Source organism: Pseudomonas sp. B14(2022), from assembly GCF_012030485.1.
Classification (GTDB): domain Bacteria; phylum Pseudomonadota; class Gammaproteobacteria; order Pseudomonadales; family Pseudomonadaceae; genus Aquipseudomonas.
In genome coordinates this window covers 253,116-269,054 of record NZ_JAAUVM010000003.1, presented here as the reverse complement: position 1 = coordinate 269,054, position 15,939 = coordinate 253,116, and the positions used below count along the sequence as shown (strand labels likewise).

Below are 15,939 nucleotides of genomic sequence, written 5' to 3'. Positions count from 1 at the left end.
TTGGATCTATAGGGTTTTCGAAGTCTCAGCGTGCTCCGGGATCTGCGACTAACCGCCCCGCATCCTTAGTCAACGCTTGCAGGAATTCCTGCTGCAACTCGGGATCATTGCGGGTCAATTCGATCAGGCTTTGTTCCAGCTCACTGGCTTCTTCTTCCAGGCCCAGCTCCGACAGACGCTTGACCCGGTGCACCCACTGGCTGACTTCATCGTCTTCGAGATCGTCGTAGATCAGTCCGTGGGCTTCCAGCAATTTGCCGCGCAGGGTGCTGCTGATTGCCAGGGTCGAGTCCGAGTGCACGTCGTCCTGGCCATCTTCCACGCTGATCTTCAAGGTCGTGACGCGGTTCAGGTCCTGCTCGGCAAACGGGCTGTCCAACAGGTTCAGGCGCAGGACGCCGTTGCGGTCGGTGGTCAGCTCATGGGTCTGTTTGCCGGCGGTGACCTGGACCGGGCGTTCGCTCCAGGGCAGGCTCGAATACTCCACGCGCTTGTCACGCTGGACCTCATCGATACCGGCCAGGTTCTGTTGCGCGCGGCCATGGGACTGCACGTTCATGAACGGGTTGAGGCCGTCCACGCCGTAGGTCAGCCAGTCGTGGGTCATGCTGGTCGGCAGGTTGCCGAGGGCGAAGATGTTCGCCACGTTGGCGCCCGCGCCCGCGACCAAAGCCACTGCACCCAAGGGCATCTCATAGAGTTTGCGCCAGGGCTGGTAGGGCGTGTAGCGGTCGTAACGACGGGTGACTTCGAATTCGGTGACCTCAAAGGTCTTTTGCTCGTGAATACGAACCCGGCGTTGCGGAAGTTCCAACACTTTGGGTTCGCCTACATCGATCTGCAGGCTGTGGTCGAGCAACTTACGCTCGACCCGCTCCTCGTGCTCACTGCGTTGCGACATCTGATTGGCGCAGCCGCTGACCAGCAGGGCGCCGCACAAGGCGGCGCCCCCCAGGGCTCTGGTGTTTCGCTTGAACATGACTTCTCTTGATCTGGTTTTCAGCGACGAATACGCGCCTGGAGGAAAGACAGCACGTCAGCCACCGGCAGCGGTTGGGCTTCGGCTTCGGTCCGGCTCTTGTATTCCAGATTGCCATCGGCCAGGCCGCGGTCACTGACCACGATCCGGTGCGGGATGCCAATCAGCTCCATGTCGGCGAACTTGATGCCCGGGCTGGTTTTCTTGTCCCGGTCATCCAGCAGCACTTCAAAACCAGCGGCCGTCAGTTCGGCATACAGCTTGTCGGTGGCTTCGCGTACTTGCTCGGTTTCGTAACGCAGCGGTACCAGGGCAACCTGGAAAGGCGCCAGGGCGTCACTCCAGATAATGCCTTTCTCGTCGTTGTTCTGCTCGATGGCAGCGGCAACCACGCGGGAAACGCCAATGCCGTAGCAGCCCATGTCGAGGGTGATCGGCTTGCCGTTCTCGCCCAGCACTTCGCACTTCATCGCCTTGCTGTACTTGTTGCCCAGCTGGAAGATGTGCCCGACTTCGATGCCGCGCTTGATTTCCAGGGTGCCCTTGCCGTCCGGGCTTGGGTCGCCGGCCACCACGTTGCGCAGGTCGGCCACGGTCGGAACCGGCAGGTCACGCTCCCAGTTCACGCCGAAGTAGTGCTTGTCGTCGATGTTCGCGCCGATACCGAAGTCGCTCATCAGCTCGACTGAGCGGTCGATGATGATCGGCAGCGGCAGGTTCAGCGGGCCGAGGGAGCCGGCACCGGCGCCAATGGCGTCGCGCAGTTCGGCATCGCTGGCCATGACCAGCGGGCTGGCCACGCCAGGTTGCTGGGCGGCCTTGATTTCGTTGAGTTCGTGGTCGCCACGGATCACCAGGGCGATCAGCTTGCCTTCTTCTTCGGCGTGGACGATCAGGGTCTTGATGGTCTTTTCAATCGGCAGATTGAATTTCTCCACCAGGGCCGCGATGGTCTTGGTCTCTGGCGTATCCACCAGGCGCAGTTCTTCAGCCGGGGCTGGACGGGACGTTTCCCGTGGCACGGCTTCGGCTTTCTCGATGTTCGCCGCGTAGTCGGAACCGTTGCTGAACGCGATATCGTCTTCGCCGGACTCGGCCAGCACGTGGAATTCGTGGGAGCCGGCACCGCCGATGGAGCCATTGTCCGCTTCAACCGCCCGGAACTTCAGGCCCAGGCGTGTGAACACGTTGCAGTAGGCCTGGTGCATGCGGTCGTAGGTGGCCTGCAGCGATGCCTGGTCGGCGTGGAACGAATAGGCATCCTTCATGATGAATTCGCGGCCGCGCATCAAACCGAAGCGTGGACGGATTTCATCGCGGAATTTGGTCTGGATCTGGTACAGGTTGAGGGGCAGCTGTTTATAGCTGCTCAACTCGTTGCGCATCAGGTCGGTGATCACTTCTTCGTGGGTCGGGCCGGCGCAGAAGTCGCGGCCATGACGGTCCTTGAAGCGCAGCAACTCAGGGCCGTACTCTTCCCAGCGCCCGGATTCCTGCCACAGCTCGGCCGGTTGGGTGCTCGGCATCAACACTTCCAGAGAGCCGGCGGCGTTCATTTCTTCACGAACGATGGCTTCGACCTTGCGCATCACCTTCAAGCCCATGGGCAGCCAGGTGTACAGGCCGGAGGCCAGTTTGCGGATCATGCCGGCGCGCAGCATCAGCTGATGGCTGATCACGACCGCGTCGGAAGGCGTTTCTTTCTGTGTGGCGAGCAAATATTGACTGGTACGCATGGTAGGCCGTTGTCGGTTGCTTGGACTTGAAATGACTTGGGATTGTACGGGCGCAAACTGCTGGAGTACAGGCATCAGAATGCAGAGGGGGATGTGGGAGGGGGCTTGCCCCCGATAGCAGGGTGTCAGGCGCTTATGTGTCACTGACCCACCGCTATCGGGGGCAAGCCCCCTCCCGCATTGTCAGTCTTCGGCGGGTGGATTCAACCGAATCCGCCGATTCTCCTGATACCAGTGCAGCGCAATCAGCAACAGTGTCGGCACACCCAGCATGCAGGTGATCAGGAAGAAATTGTGATACCCGAATTTCTCCACCATCACCCCCGAATACCCGCCGATCAGGCGAGGCAGCAACAGCATGATCGAGCTGAGCAGCGCATATTGGGTGGCGGAAAACTTGAGGTTGGTCAGGCTCGACAGGTACGCCACGAATGCCGACGTGGCCAGGCCCGAGCTGAAGTTATCCAGGGAGATGGTAAAGATCAGCATCTGCAGGTCGGGGCCCATGTCGGCAAGCATCACGAACAGCAGGTTGGTCCCCGCCGAGGTCACGCCGCCGATAAACAGGATCGGCAGGATGCCGAAGCGCACGATCAGCAGGCCGCCCATGCCGGCGCCGAGCAGGGTCATGATCAGGCCGAAGATCTTGCTGACCCCCGCGATCTGGTCCTTGGTAAAGCCCTGGTCGATGTAGAACACGTTGGCCATCACGCCCATCACTGTGTCGGACATGCGATAGGTGGCGATCAGCCCCAGCAGCAGCAATGCCTGCCAGCGGTAGCGCAGGATAAAGTCGTTGACCGGCGTGAGTACCGGCGCCAGGCCCCGCCGACCCATGGCCGAAAGGCATAACGCGGTGAGGATGATATAGAGAATGGCACGCAGGAAAGCGCGGTCGTCCATCAGCAAGTCCCACAGGCTGACACCCTGAAACAGCACGCTGGCGAAGTCGGTGTTGAACAGTTGGGTGAACATCGCCGGTACGGACACCAGCAGGACGATCAGTACGAACACCGACACCAGCTGATGCACGAAGCTGTAGCGTCCGGCCTGCAACTGGGTGCGCAGCGGCACATTCGGTTCGCGCATGAACAGGGTGGTCAGCAGCGCCGGGATCATCAGCACGCCGAACAGCACATAGGTGCCGGTCCAGGCCGAGTGCTTATAGTTGAAGCCAGTGGAGCCGAAGCCTTCGGCAAAGAACAGCGCACCGGCCGTGGCCAGCAGGGCGGCGATGCGGTAGCCGGACATATAGCTGGCGGCCAGGGCAGCCTGGCGGCTGTCGTCGGCGATTTCCAGGCGATAGGCGTCGACTGCGATGTCCTGGGTGGCGGAAGCGAAAGCAACCACGACGGCAATGGCGATCAGCCAGGACAGGTGTTTCTGCGGGTCGCAGAAGCCCATGCCGATCAATCCGAGGATCACCAGCGACTGTGCAAGCACAAGCCAGGAGCGACGACGTCCGAGTTTACCGAGCAGTGGCAGGCGCCATTGGTCGAGCAGCGGCGACCAGACCCATTTGAAGGCATACGCCAAACCGATCAGGCTCGCATAGCCGATGGTCTCGCGGGCCACACCGGCCTCACGCAGCCACACCGAAAGCGTCGAGAACACCAACATGTAAGGCAAGCCGGCGGCAAAGCCGAGCAACAACAGCACTAACGTCGAGGGGCTGGCATAGGCGGCGAGCGCGGCGCGCCAGGTTTTACGGGGCATGGGCTGGAGTCTGCCTCAGATTCACGGAAACAAAGCGCGCACTCTAACCGCTGTGCTCTACCGGGCGCCAGCCATGGCGCTGAATATCCACGCGATTGTTGCGCACCGTGACGCCCTCATCGCGCAAGCGCGCCCGCTGCTCGTCCCCTGAGACGCTGCCCACCGGCAGGCTTATCCGACCACCGGCACCCAGCACGCGGTGCCAGGGCAATGTGGTGCCCTCGGGAAGTTGGCTCAAGGTGCGCCCGACCCAGCGTGCCGCGCGTCCCAGCCCGGCCAGTTGCGCCAGCTCGCCGTAGCTCACGACGCACCCTGGCGGGACTTGCGCCAGTGTCAGGTACAGCGCAGTGCGGCGCATCTCGGCGGGGTTTTGTGGAGCATCGGCAGGCTGATTCACTGTGGGCATATCCGTTGGGATCGTCGGTCTTTTGTAAGAAACGTCTGTAAGTATGCTGTTGAGAATTGAACTCAACACAAATCCTTGAGTCAGTCCTAGCTATCTAACACGATAATCGCCCCTTTTCGCCAACCTTGAGCTCCCCATCCGCTTATGTTGTCCAGAACCCTGCTGTGCCTTGCTGTCTTCAGTGCCTCCACGCCCCTGCTGGCCGATACCGTCTGGTTAAAAAACGGTGACCGCCTGACCGGCAAGATCAAGGTCTTCGACGGTGGCAAGCTACTGATCCAGACCGACTACGCCGGCGCCATTCCGGTGGACTGGAAGCAGGTGAAAACCCTGGAGAGCGACCAGGAACTGCTGGTCAAGCAGGACGCCTACACCGGCGAGAAAGCCAAGTCCCTGCAGGCGGCGGACGATGGCAAGGTGGTGCTGGCCAATGGTGAGGCGCCCAAGACCGTCGAGCTGGCAAGTATCCAGCAGATCATCAAGCCCAAGCCGGTGATCGAAGACCTGGTGTGGAAGGGCAATGTCGACATGGCGCTGGACTACAAGCGCGCCGAAACAGACACCAACGACTACGACATCGACTTCAAGACCACCGCGCGTCATGGCCAATGGCGCCATACCGGGCAGGGTGAATACAACCGCGAGTTCCAGGACGACGTCACCACCACCGACAACTGGGCCCTGGAGTATGACCTGGACCGCTTCATCACCGAGCACTGGTTCTGGCAGGGTCGTCTGACCTACAAGCGCGACAAGGTTGAAGACCTGGCGCGCCAACGTACCGTCGGTACCGGCCCGGGCTACCAGTTCTGGGACGACGAACTGGGTGCATTCTCCCTCGGTTCGTTGGTCAACCGCACCGATTACGAATACGCCGAAGGTGGTAAGGACAACTTCTATTCCCTCGCCATGAAGTGGAACTACAACCGCTACCTGGTGGGCAAGACCGTTGAGTTCTTCACCAATGGCGAGGTGGGCAAGCCTATCGACGGCCCGGCGGAGTACTCCCTGGATGCGGAAATGGGCCTGCGCTACAAAGTCACCGAGTGGGCGTCGCTCAACCTTAAGGCCGAGCGCGACGTGATCAGCGGCGATTCGGAAAGCAGCCTGAGCAAGACCCGCTATACCGCAGGCTTCGGCGTCGCCTGGTAAATCGAGCCCCTGGCAACCGGCGCGTAGATTGATTACCTTGTGTTGAGATCCATTCCCATACGCTATGGGCGGCTGAATACCCGAGGAGTCATACGTTGAGCACGCAGGTTGCCAAGAACGCCCGAGAGCTGTTGCTCAAGGAGTACCGTGGGGCTCTCTCCACATTGTCCAAAGCCATGCCCGGCTTTCCGTTTGGATCGGTTGTCCCTTATTGCCTGGACGATCAGGGTCGCCCGTTGATCCTGATCAGCCGCATCGCCCAGCACACCCATAACCTGCAAAAAGATCCCAAGTGTTCGCTGCTGGTCGGCGAGCGCGAAGCGGATGATGTGCAGGCCGTGGGGCGCCTGACCTACCTGGCCGAAGCCGAGAAACTCGAGGAGGGGGCCGCCATCGAGGCGGCCGCCGAGCGCTATTACCGCTACTTCCCCGATTCGGCCAACTACCACAAAGCCCACGATTTCGATTTCTGGATGCTCAAGCCGGTACGCCACCGTTATATCGGCGGGTTTGGCGCGATTCACTGGATCGACCAGTTGACCCTGGCCAACCCCTTCGCGGGCAAGGCCGAGCGCAGCATGATCGAGCACATGAACAGCGACCACACCAAGGCCATTGCCCACTACGTCGAGTTGGCCGGCTTGCCGACGTTCGAGCCTGCGCAATTGGCCGGCATCGACAGCGAAGGCATGCACCTGCGTATCGGCCAAGCTCTGCATTGGCTGCCATTTGCCGAGTCTTGCAACACGCCGACACAAGTACGCGAAGCCTTGGTTTCATTGGCCCACGCCGAGGTCTGGCCGAAAAAAGCCGCTGCTGAAGCTTGAATTCACGAAACGGCGACGTCATCTAAGGTGGACTGGCAAGGCATTCTTGCGTTGAGGAACCATTTGATGCGCCCTTTTTTATTGCTCTTTCTGCTGTTCCCGGTGTTGGAGCTGTTCGTATTCGTTCAAGTCAGCGGTGCGATCGGGTTCTTCCCGGCCCTGTTGCTGATCATTCTCGGCTCGATGCTCGGCGTCCTGGTGCTGCGCGTCGCCGGCCTCGCCACGGCGCTGCGTGCCCGTGAGAGCTTGAACCGCGGCGAACTGCCGGCCCAGACCATGCTCGAAGGCCTGATGATGGCGTTGGCGGGCGGCCTGTTGATCCTGCCGGGCTTTATCAGCGATGTAGTGGGCCTGGTCATGCTGCTGCCGTTCACCCGTAAATTGCTGGCGGGCAAGATGCGCCAGCGCGCCGAAGAGGCCGCGATTCGCCAACGTGCGTTCGCCGACGACCTGCAACCCCGTGGCGGCCCGGCTCCGCGCCAACCGTTGGGGCGAGAAGGCGATGTGATCGAAGGCGAGTTCGAGCATCGCGACAGCAAATAACCGCTTCACTGGCACGGCACCTTCGGGTGCCGTGTTGCTTTTATAGGCTGGCAGACGCAAAAAAATCATCGCCGGCCCCTTGTAATAAGCTTATGCGCCCTTATGTAACGGTCACCGCAAGGTTTCTGGTGGCGACACCGGACAGACTTCCGTGTTTCGCCCAGCGAACCGCGACCGGCACTGCCGGAATACAACCCGCCGGTATCGATACCGGCCGATGAAAAACACAATTAGGAGAGATCGACAATGAGCAAGCTTCGTCCTCTGCACGACCGCGTCGTAATCCGTCGCAGCGAAGAAGAAAAGAAAACCGCTGGCGGTATCGTTCTGCCAGGTTCGGCTGCTGAAAAAGCCAACCACGGTGTGATCGTCGCTGCAGGCCCAGGCAAGACTCTGGAAAACGGTGACGTACGTGCGCTGGCCGTTAAAGTCGGTGACAAGGTTGTATTTGGCCCTTACTCCGGCAGCAACACTGTGAAAGTCGACGGCGAAGACCTGCTGGTTATGGCTGAGAACGAGATTCTCGCTGTTCTGGAAGACTGATTTCCCCGCTCATTTTCCCGTTACTACAAAGTATTTAAGGAATATCGATCATGGCTGCTAAAGAAGTTAAATTCGGCGATTCCGCCCGTAAGAAAATGCTCACCGGTGTCAACATCCTGGCTGACGCAGTAAAAGCGACCCTGGGCCCGAAAGGCCGTAACGTGATCATCGAGAAGAGCTTCGGCGCTCCGACCATCACCAAGGACGGCGTTTCCGTCGCCAAAGAAATCGAACTGGAAGACCGTTTCGAAAACATGGGCGCGCAGCTGGTCAAAGACGTTGCCTCCCGTGCCAACGATGACGCAGGCGACGGCACCACCACGGCTACCGTTCTGGCTCAGGCCATCGTCAACGAAGGCTACAAGGCCGTTGCTGCCGGCATGAACCCGATGGACCTCAAGCGCGGCATCGACAAGGCGACCATCGCCATCGTCGCTGAGCTGAAAAACCTGTCCAAGCCTTGCGCCGACACCAAGGCTATCGCCCAGGTAGGCACCATCTCCGCCAACTCCGACAGCTCCATCGGCGACATCATTGCCGAAGCCATGGAAAAAGTCGGTAAAGAAGGCGTGATCACCGTTGAAGAAGGCACTGGCCTGGAAAACGAACTGTCGGTTGTTGAAGGCATGCAGTTCGACCGTGGTTACCTGTCCCCGTACTTCGTCAACAAGCCGGAAACCATGGTTGCCGAGCTGGACAGCCCGCTGATCCTGCTGGTCGACAAGAAAATCTCCAACATCCGCGAAATGCTGCCAGTGCTGGAAGCCGTTGCCAAAGCCGGCCGCCCACTGCTGATCGTTTCCGAAGATGTTGAAGGCGAAGCCCTGGCGACTCTGGTTGTGAACAACATGCGTGGCATCGTTAAAGTCGCAGCCGTCAAGGCTCCAGGCTTCGGCGACCGTCGCAAGGCCATGCTGCAGGACATCGCCGTCCTGACCGGCGGTACCGTTATCTCCGAAGAGATCGGCCTGAGCCTGGAAAGCGCCACCCTGGAAAACCTGGGTAGCGCCAAGCGCGTGACCATCTCCAAGGAAAACACCATCATCGTTGACGGTGCTGGCGTTGACGGCGACATCCAATCGCGCATCACTCAGATCCGTGCGCAGGTTGCCGAGACTTCCTCGGACTACGACCGTGAAAAACTGCAAGAGCGTCTGGCCAAACTATCCGGCGGCGTTGCAGTGATCAAGGTTGGCGCTGGTTCCGAAGTTGAAATGAAAGAGAAGAAAGCCCGCGTTGAAGACGCCCTGCACGCAACCCGCGCAGCCGTCGAAGAAGGCGTGGTACCTGGCGGTGGCGTTGCGCTGATCCGTGCTCTGGAAGCGCTGACTAACCTGACCGGCGACAACGCTGACCAGAACGTCGGTATCGCTGTGCTGCGTCGTGCTGTTGAAGCACCGCTGCGCCAGATCGCTGCCAACTCCGGCGATGAGCCAAGTGTTGTGGTCAACGAAGTCAAGAACGGCAAAGGTAACTACGGTTACAACGCTGCGACTGGCGTCTACGGCGACATGATCGAAATGGGCATCCTGGACCCTACCAAGGTGACTCGTTCCGCGCTGCAAGCAGCATCCTCCATCGGCGGCCTGATCCTGACCACCGAAGCTGCGATCGCTGATGCACCGAAGAAAGAAGGCTCGGCTGGCGGCGGTATGCCAGACATGGGCGGCATGGGTGGCATGGGCGGCATGATGTAAGCCAGCCTTACCCTGCGACTGAAAAAACCCGCCTGCAGTGATGCAGGCGGGTTTTTTTACGCCAGGCTTTTGATCGGCGTGAAGGCCATGAGCTTGGCACGCCCGATGTACCGACGGGGTGAAGCGATAGTGAAAAACTTGTGAACTGCGCCTGTTGGTTAAAAAAGCTTATAGACTCGCTCAGGTACCCTAGTCGTGAGTCAGCGTTGGCCTTAAGCTGCGCGAGCCAACACGGCCGTTACCGCGTACGGAGACACTGCCCATGCGAATTCTATTGGTTGAAGACAACCGCGATATTCTGGCCAACCTGGCCGACTACCTGGGGCTAAAAGGCTACACCGTGGACTGTGCGCAGGACGGTTTGTCGGGCCTGCATTTGGCCGCGACCGAGCATTACGACTTGATCGTGCTCGACATCATGTTGCCTGGCATCGATGGCTACACCTTGTGCAAACGCCTGCGTGAAGACGCCCGCCGCGACACGCCGGTGATCATGCTCACCGCCCGCGACCAGTTGGATGACCGGCTGCAGGGCTTCAAGTCCGGCGCCGATGATTATTTGCTCAAACCGTTTGCCCTGTCGGAATTGGCCGCGCGCATCGAAGCCGTGCTGCGCCGTGCCCAAGGTGGCGGTCGTCGCGCCCTGCAAGTGGCCGATCTGAATTACGACCTTGATACCCTGGAAGTGACCCGCGAAGGGCGCCTGCTCAAACTCAACCCGGTCGGCCTCAAGCTGCTCGCCGTATTGATGCAGAAAAGTCCCCACGTACTGCGTCGGGAAGTGCTTGAAGAGGCCCTGTGGGGCGATGACTGCCCGGACAGCGACAGTCTGCGCAGCCACGTCCACCAGTTGCGTCAAGTGATCGATAAGCCGTTCGCCAAACCGTTGCTGCAAACGGTGCATGGGGTGGGTTACCGCTTGGCCGAGGGCCGTGATGGAGTTTAAGCAAAGCCTTGCCCAGCGGATCATCATCGCCTTTGCCTTGATGAGTGCGTTGGTGGCGGGGGCCTTCGCCATGGGCATCGTCGCCACCGTGCACCTGGTGGAAGAGAAGTTGATCTCGGCAGGCTTGGGCGGTGACTTGCAGCGCCTGCTGCTGATGGACACCGTCGAGGACTGGCGGCACCGGCCCGAGCCCGACCAGCTGTTTTACTTCAGCGGTGGCCCCGGCGATTTTGAATTGCCCAAGGACCTGCGGCATCTGGAACCAGGGTTTCATGAGGTGTTTCGCGAGGCGCTGTCGTACCACGCGATGGTAGAAGTGGTCGACGGTCGGCGCTATGTGCTGCTGCAGGATCAAAGCGATTTCGAAGAGCGCGAGCGCGTGCTGTTTGCCGTGGTGCTGGTGGGCTTCGTGCTCAGCTTGGCGCTGGCGGTGTTCCTCGGCTGGGTGCTGGCCCGTAAGGTGATGGCGCCGGTGGTGCGCCTGGCCCGCCAGGTGCGGCACCGCGACCAGTTGCTGGGCCTGGCGCCGCCCCTGGCACCGGACTACGCCGCCGACGAAGTGGGGGAGTTGGCCGTGGCCTTCGACGCCACGCTGGGGCGCCTGCGCCAGGCGTTGTCCCGCGAGCAGCTGTTTACCAGCGATGTCAGCCACGAACTGCGCACACCGTTGATGGTGCTGGCCAGTTCCTGCGAACTGCTGTTGGAAAACCCGGCCATCGATCAGCGTGGGCGTAACCAGGTCGAGCGAATCGCCCGTGCCTGCGAAGAAATGCGCGAACTGGTGCAAACCTTCCTGATGCTGGCCCGGGCTCAGCATGATGACGGGAGCATGTCGCCCAAGGTCAATCTGTCCCAGGTGGCTGATGATCTGCTCGGCATCTGGCGCGAGCCTATCGAGCACAAGGGCCTGGAGTTGATCTACCAGCCGGGCAACCCTCTGGATACGCGCTACAACGCGACCTTCCTGCATGCCGTGATGGGCAACCTGTTGCGCAATGCCCTGCATTACACCGAACGCGGCTTTATCCGGCTTACCCTGGAACCGACCGGTTTTGTGGTGGAAGACAGCGGCGTCGGCATTCCCGAAGACAAGCGCGAAGCGATGTTCGAGCCGTTCGTACGCGGCAGTGAGAAACGCGGTGAGGGCCTGGGGTTGGGGTTGTCGCTGGTCCAGCGCATCTGCGAGAACCAGGGCTGGAGCGTTACCCTCAGCACCATGGAGCCCCATGGCTGTCGCTTTCATGTCCAGTTGAGTCAGGTCAACGCCTGACCGTTCCCCCTGCCGCTATCCTGCCAGAGATCCCCGTAAATCGGCGAAGATGGCCCCATGATATTGCCTGTATCTGTAAAGTCTTGAAATATATGAGATTGGACAGGACAAGTTTTTCACAATGGGTTGACCTGTTGATCACAGGTCGCTGCTTAAGGTTGTAGGCATCAGCAACTGGAGATCCGTTGATGCCTACCCCGATCAAACTCGAATTTTCCGAAAAGTACGACGACCAGCACGCCAACGAATATTTGCTCAAGCATCAGGACAATCTGGCGCGCCGGTTGTCCCACAAACGCGACGAGCAATTGGCCCGTGGCGCGTTGGCGATGGCCGGCGAGCCTGGCCTGGTGCTGGACCTGCCGTGCGGCGCCGGGCGTTTCTGGCCGTTGCTGGCGGAAAAGCCCAACCGCGTGATCATCGGCGCCGATAATTCGGCCTCCATGTTGAAGGTCGCGACGGTCGCCCAACCCGCGGATGTGGTGAAACGGGTACGGCCCTTGCAGACATCTGCCTTCGATATCGATTTGCCGGATAACTCGGTCGACAGCATTTTCTGTATGCGCCTGCTGCACCACATTGGTGATCCGGCGCACCGGCAGGCGATTCTGCGGGAGTTTCAGCGGGTTACCCGTGACAGCGTGATCATTTCGCTGTGGGTGGATGGCAATTTCAAAGCCTGGAAGCGCAAGCGTCTCGAAGGAAATCGTCGCAAGAAAGGTGAGCAGGAAGGTTACCAAAACAGATTTGTGTTACCGGCTGCTACTGTTGAGGCAGAGTTCGAGCAAGCCGGATTCCGTGTTCAGGAATCCCTGGACTTCATACCGCTGTACGCCATGTGGCGGGTATATGTATTGCGCAAGAGGTAACAGGATGGCAGTTGAGTGCGTAGCAGGCAGTCACGTAGCTCCGGAAGAACGCTTCGATTATTTCTGGCGTCAGCAAGGCGAATGGGTCGAAGAACCCAATCTCCGGCGTGGCGGTGAAAGTGGTGTACAGCGCGTACTCAGTGCCAATGGCCGGTTGCTCTACAGCAAGCGCCAGACGGGCCATATCTACCGCAGTTGGCTGCACCCGTTTGGGCGCCCCACCGTGCTGCGCGAGCGTGATGCCCTCAGGGGCCTGCGGCGGTTGGATGTACGCGTGCCCGAAATGGTCTTTTGTGAGGCGCGTCGTGACCCCGAGCACCGCTGGAAGGCACTGCTGGTAACCGCCGCCCTCGACGGCTTTGAAGAAATTGAACACTGGTACGCTGCCGGTGGCCGCGAACAGTACGGCGAGCGAGTGCACGAGCGCTTGCTCAAGGAGTTGGCCGGCACCCTGGCCCGCATGCATAAAGGGCGCTGGCAGCACGGTTGCCTGTACATCAAGCATATTTTCGTGCGGGTGACGGGCGAGGGTGACTTGGCCCAAGTGGAAGTGGCGCTGCTGGACTTCGAAAAATGCCGCCAGCGCTTGACCGCTTATCGGGCAGCCTCCCATGACATGTTGCAGCTGCGTCGCCATTCGTCGTGGAACAGCACCGACTGGGAAAAACTCAGCTACTTTTACGAGACGGCGTTTGGCAGCGCTATCAAGGGTTTAACCAAATGAAGCTAGAAATAGCACGAGGTTTGTTCCTGGTCGGGGCCATGGGCGTTGCAGCGCTGGCCCTGGCGGCGTGGGAGCAGCCTCGCACACAAGTGCTCAGCGCGGTGCAAGACGGCACGCAATGCCTGTTGCCGCGCGTCGCCAAGGCGAGTGTGGCGGCCAAGCCTGATCATGAGCTGTTGCTGTTCATGTTTGGTATGTCTCAAGCGATGAGGCCGCAGAGTTGAAACGATTCAAACCCCCGAAAAGGGCCTTGCGATGCGAGGCCCTTTTTTTTGCCTTTCAAACCTTACCCGCAGCGCGGCTGCTACGGATTTGTGCGGCGGTGGATTAGACGGTGTCTACGCAGGTCAGATCAGATGCAGGTGGTTATCCCAGAGCCCCGCCGGTAATTCCAACGGTTTGGCGACCAGCTGTTTCTGGCGGCAATCGTAGTAGCGGCAACGGCCCTGGCCCGAGGTGACGACAAAACCATCGGCCACTGCGCCAACGCCCGCGCAATCGGGCAACGGTCCATCCAGGCGCAGCTCGGCGGTGTCCATGTCCCAGATAAAGAAGCGGTTGCCACGCGGTGCGGTCAACGCCACCAGGCGCAATTCGCTGTGTACGGCGACGCTGGCGGTGTAATGCCCCATGGCCTGCAACTGCTCATCGGCCACCGGGAAGGCCACGAACGGCTGCCCCGGACGCTTGATTGCCAGCAACTCGGAGCGCTCCTGGGAAGGCCCCATGAACTGCTGGCCAGTGAGGACGGTGCCATCGCTGGCGATGCCCATATGGCGCACGCTGTTCATCTGCTGGCCAAGGGTTTCCTTGCTGATCAAGGTGCCGTCGCGCTGCATCAGCACCAGGCTCGGTTCCATGGCGTTGAGGTTCATCTCCACGCGGCTTTCGGCTTCGGTGCGAATGCCGCCGTTGGCCACCACCAGTGTTTCGCCGTCGGGCATCCACGACACCTGGTGCGGGCCGATGCCATGGGTTGAGATCTCGCCGCTGTGTACCAGGCGCTCGCCTTCGAACTTATACACACCGAGCAGGCCACGGCCGGGGTCGGACGTGTCGTTCTCGGTGGCGTACAGCCAATCGCCGCTCTTGTGGATGACCGCATGGCCATAGAAGTGGCGGTTGGCGTTCGAGGTGATGGTTTGCAGCAGGGTGCCATCGCGCAGGTCGATCAAATAGCTCTCGGTGCCCGGGCGGCGGGCGACAAACAGTGCAATCGGCAACGTCGGGTGGTTGATGATGTCGTGGCAGCGCTGGCCGACCTGAGTGGCAAACACCTGCTTGCCGTCCAGGTGAAAGCCCACGGCGTAGTGCTTGCCGTCTGCATCATCGCGCGCCGACAGCAGCAGCGGGCGCTTGTCCTTCCCTTTGAACAGCGTCCAGCCACCCAACGTAAGTGCGCTGAGCAGCACGCTGCCGATCGCCAAAGCCTGTCGCCTGAGCATCATCAGTCACCGTCGTTGGCATTGAAGCCCAGTTGGATCCCCAGCGCTTTGGCCAGCTCGCCTTCGTGCAGGCGGTGGACCACGTTGAGGCTGTCGTAAATGTCGTTGAGCTGCTGGCGCCCGGCGTCATCGTTCAACAGTTCGTTGAGGGTGCGCTGGTTGCTGGCGAACAGTTTCAACGAGGCGGCATAGGCCGCGTCGATCTTGTCGGCCAATGGCTTTTGATCCGCCGGCAGCAAACCACGCAGGCCCTTGTTGTCGACGCCGACCCACACGGTCTGGGCGGCGGCGAGGCTGGCTTCCAGGCTTTGCAGGGATGACTGGCTGCGCCATGCATCGGCCTGGAACGGCTGCGGGATGCCCTTGGTCTGGCGGCCCATGGGCGTGCCGAGTTTTTTCTTCAGGGTGTCCAGTGCGGTCACTTGTACGCGCAGCAGATCGGCGATGGCTTCGTGGGAATCAGCGTAGCGCTGGTTCGGAAACTTGCTCATCTGCGCGAGCATGCCGTCGGTGCTGTTCCAGCTGGCCAGGATCTCTTCGGCCAGGGCTTTCTGACGCTCACCGATAGCCACCAGCAGCGGGCAGTAGCGGGCTTTCTGCGCGTCGTCGGCGATGTCGGTCTTGGCGTCGTAGAGGATGTATTCGTAGGCCGACAGGCCCTGTACCACCACGCTGGATTTTGCCAGTGCGGCGCCGTCGATCTGCGGCTGGGCGGCGACCAGTTGCTCGACCTGGCGGCCCACGAGGTTCTTCTTGTCCGGCCAGAACTGCACCTGCCACGAGCGGTTGCCCTCAGCCAGCGGGCCGATCAGCAGCGGTTGCAACTCGGCCCAGGCTTTTTGCGCGTGGAGGAAGTCGGCGCGGGCGGTGTCCAGGCTTTGCTTGCCCTGGCAGTAGGCGAGGGCGCTGACGGCCAACTGGCGGTCGGCTTCGACCCAGCGGCTGTAGGTCGGCAGGATCACCTGCTTGGCGATCGCCGCCGAGGTCACTGCTTGCGGGTCTTGTGGCGAGCAGGCACCCAGGGCGAGGGCGGCCAGGCTGGTGAACAACAACTTGGGACGGAACATGTCGAGCTCCCTTCTGTAA

At 60.6% G+C, this 15,939-nt stretch carries 16 protein-coding genes; 10 read left to right on the top strand and 6 right to left on the bottom strand.

Annotation, left to right across the window (positions count from 1 at the left end):
• Positions 1-25: 25 nt before the first annotated feature.
• The 4 genes from HCF10_RS07070 to HCF10_RS07055 all read right to left on the bottom strand — a co-directional run bounded on the left by HCF10_RS07070 (position 26) and on the right by HCF10_RS07055 (position 4,837).
• A complete protein-coding gene (locus HCF10_RS07070; protein WP_065925011.1) occupies positions 26-979 on the bottom strand; it encodes a hypothetical protein in 954 nt (317 codons plus the stop codon).
• Positions 980-999: 20 nt separating this feature from the next.
• A complete protein-coding gene (locus HCF10_RS07065; protein ID WP_065925012.1) occupies positions 1,000-2,715 on the bottom strand; it encodes a proline--tRNA ligase in 1,716 nt (571 codons plus the stop codon).
• Positions 2,716-2,898: 183 nt separating this feature from the next.
• Complete coding sequence (locus tag HCF10_RS07060) at positions 2,899-4,431, bottom strand: AmpG family muropeptide MFS transporter (protein WP_131697941.1); 1,533 nt, start codon at positions 4,429-4,431, stop codon at positions 2,899-2,901.
• A gap of 43 nt (positions 4,432-4,474) precedes the next feature.
• Complete coding sequence (locus HCF10_RS07055; protein ID WP_131697940.1) at positions 4,475-4,837, bottom strand: MGMT family protein; 363 nt, start codon at positions 4,835-4,837, stop codon at positions 4,475-4,477.
• A gap of 144 nt (positions 4,838-4,981) precedes the next feature.
• Here HCF10_RS07055 and HCF10_RS07050 point away from each other — a divergent pair, with 144 nt between their 5' ends.
• The 10 genes from HCF10_RS07050 (at position 4,982) to HCF10_RS07005 (ending at position 13,632) form a co-directional block, all read left to right on the top strand.
• The gene (locus HCF10_RS07050; RefSeq protein ID WP_167655122.1) at positions 4,982-5,989 is read left to right on the top strand and encodes a DUF481 domain-containing protein; all 1,008 of its coding nucleotides are present in this window, start codon (positions 4,982-4,984) and stop codon (positions 5,987-5,989) included.
• A 95-nt stretch (positions 5,990-6,084) separates the two neighbouring features.
• The gene (locus HCF10_RS07045) at positions 6,085-6,816 is read left to right on the top strand and encodes a HugZ family pyridoxamine 5'-phosphate oxidase (RefSeq protein ID WP_131697938.1); all 732 of its coding nucleotides are present in this window, start codon (positions 6,085-6,087) and stop codon (positions 6,814-6,816) included.
• Positions 6,817-6,882: 66 nt separating this feature from the next.
• Positions 6,883-7,359, top strand: coding sequence for an FxsA family protein (locus tag HCF10_RS07040; protein WP_024077215.1), 477 nt, complete (start codon positions 6,883-6,885; stop codon positions 7,357-7,359).
• A 246-nt stretch (positions 7,360-7,605) separates the two neighbouring features.
• Positions 7,606-7,902: a co-chaperone GroES gene (locus tag HCF10_RS07035; protein ID WP_003175874.1), complete on the top strand. Its 297-nt coding sequence runs from the start codon at positions 7,606-7,608 to the stop codon at positions 7,900-7,902.
• Between the two features lie 50 nt (positions 7,903-7,952).
• Positions 7,953-9,599: a chaperonin GroEL gene (gene groL, locus HCF10_RS07030; protein ID WP_131697937.1), complete on the top strand. Its 1,647-nt coding sequence runs from the start codon at positions 7,953-7,955 to the stop codon at positions 9,597-9,599.
• Between the two features lie 262 nt (positions 9,600-9,861).
• Positions 9,862-10,545, top strand: coding sequence for a two-component system response regulator ColR (gene colR, locus HCF10_RS07025; protein ID WP_027605482.1), 684 nt, complete (start codon positions 9,862-9,864; stop codon positions 10,543-10,545).
• The gene (locus HCF10_RS07020) at positions 10,535-11,815 is read left to right on the top strand and encodes a sensor histidine kinase (RefSeq protein ID WP_131697936.1); all 1,281 of its coding nucleotides are present in this window, start codon (positions 10,535-10,537) and stop codon (positions 11,813-11,815) included. The genes colR and HCF10_RS07020 overlap by 11 nt, the downstream gene beginning before the upstream one ends.
• A gap of 188 nt (positions 11,816-12,003) precedes the next feature.
• On the top strand, positions 12,004-12,684 hold the full coding sequence (locus tag HCF10_RS07015) for a class I SAM-dependent methyltransferase (RefSeq protein ID WP_167655121.1): 681 nt from the start codon (positions 12,004-12,006) through the stop codon (positions 12,682-12,684).
• A gap of 4 nt (positions 12,685-12,688) precedes the next feature.
• A complete protein-coding gene (locus HCF10_RS07010; protein WP_131697934.1) occupies positions 12,689-13,408 on the top strand; it encodes a lipopolysaccharide kinase InaA family protein in 720 nt (239 codons plus the stop codon).
• Positions 13,405-13,632 carry a hypothetical protein gene (locus tag HCF10_RS07005; protein WP_131697933.1) on the top strand — a complete coding sequence of 76 codons (228 nt, stop codon included), beginning with the start codon at positions 13,405-13,407 and terminating at the stop codon, positions 13,630-13,632. Before HCF10_RS07010 ends, HCF10_RS07005 begins: the two co-directional genes overlap by 4 nt.
• A 123-nt stretch (positions 13,633-13,755) precedes the next feature.
• Here HCF10_RS07005 and HCF10_RS07000 read toward each other — a convergent pair whose 3' ends face one another.
• Together HCF10_RS07000 and HCF10_RS06995 are read right to left on the bottom strand one after the other, a co-directional pair.
• Positions 13,756-14,853, bottom strand: a complete 1,098-nt coding sequence (locus HCF10_RS07000) for a DUF1513 domain-containing protein (protein WP_167655189.1) — start codon at positions 14,851-14,853, stop codon at positions 13,756-13,758.
• 2 nt (positions 14,854-14,855) lie between these two features.
• On the bottom strand, positions 14,856-15,920 hold the full coding sequence (locus tag HCF10_RS06995) for an imelysin family protein (RefSeq protein ID WP_145338417.1): 1,065 nt from the start codon (positions 15,918-15,920) through the stop codon (positions 14,856-14,858).
• Positions 15,921-15,939: the final 19 nt, after the last annotated feature.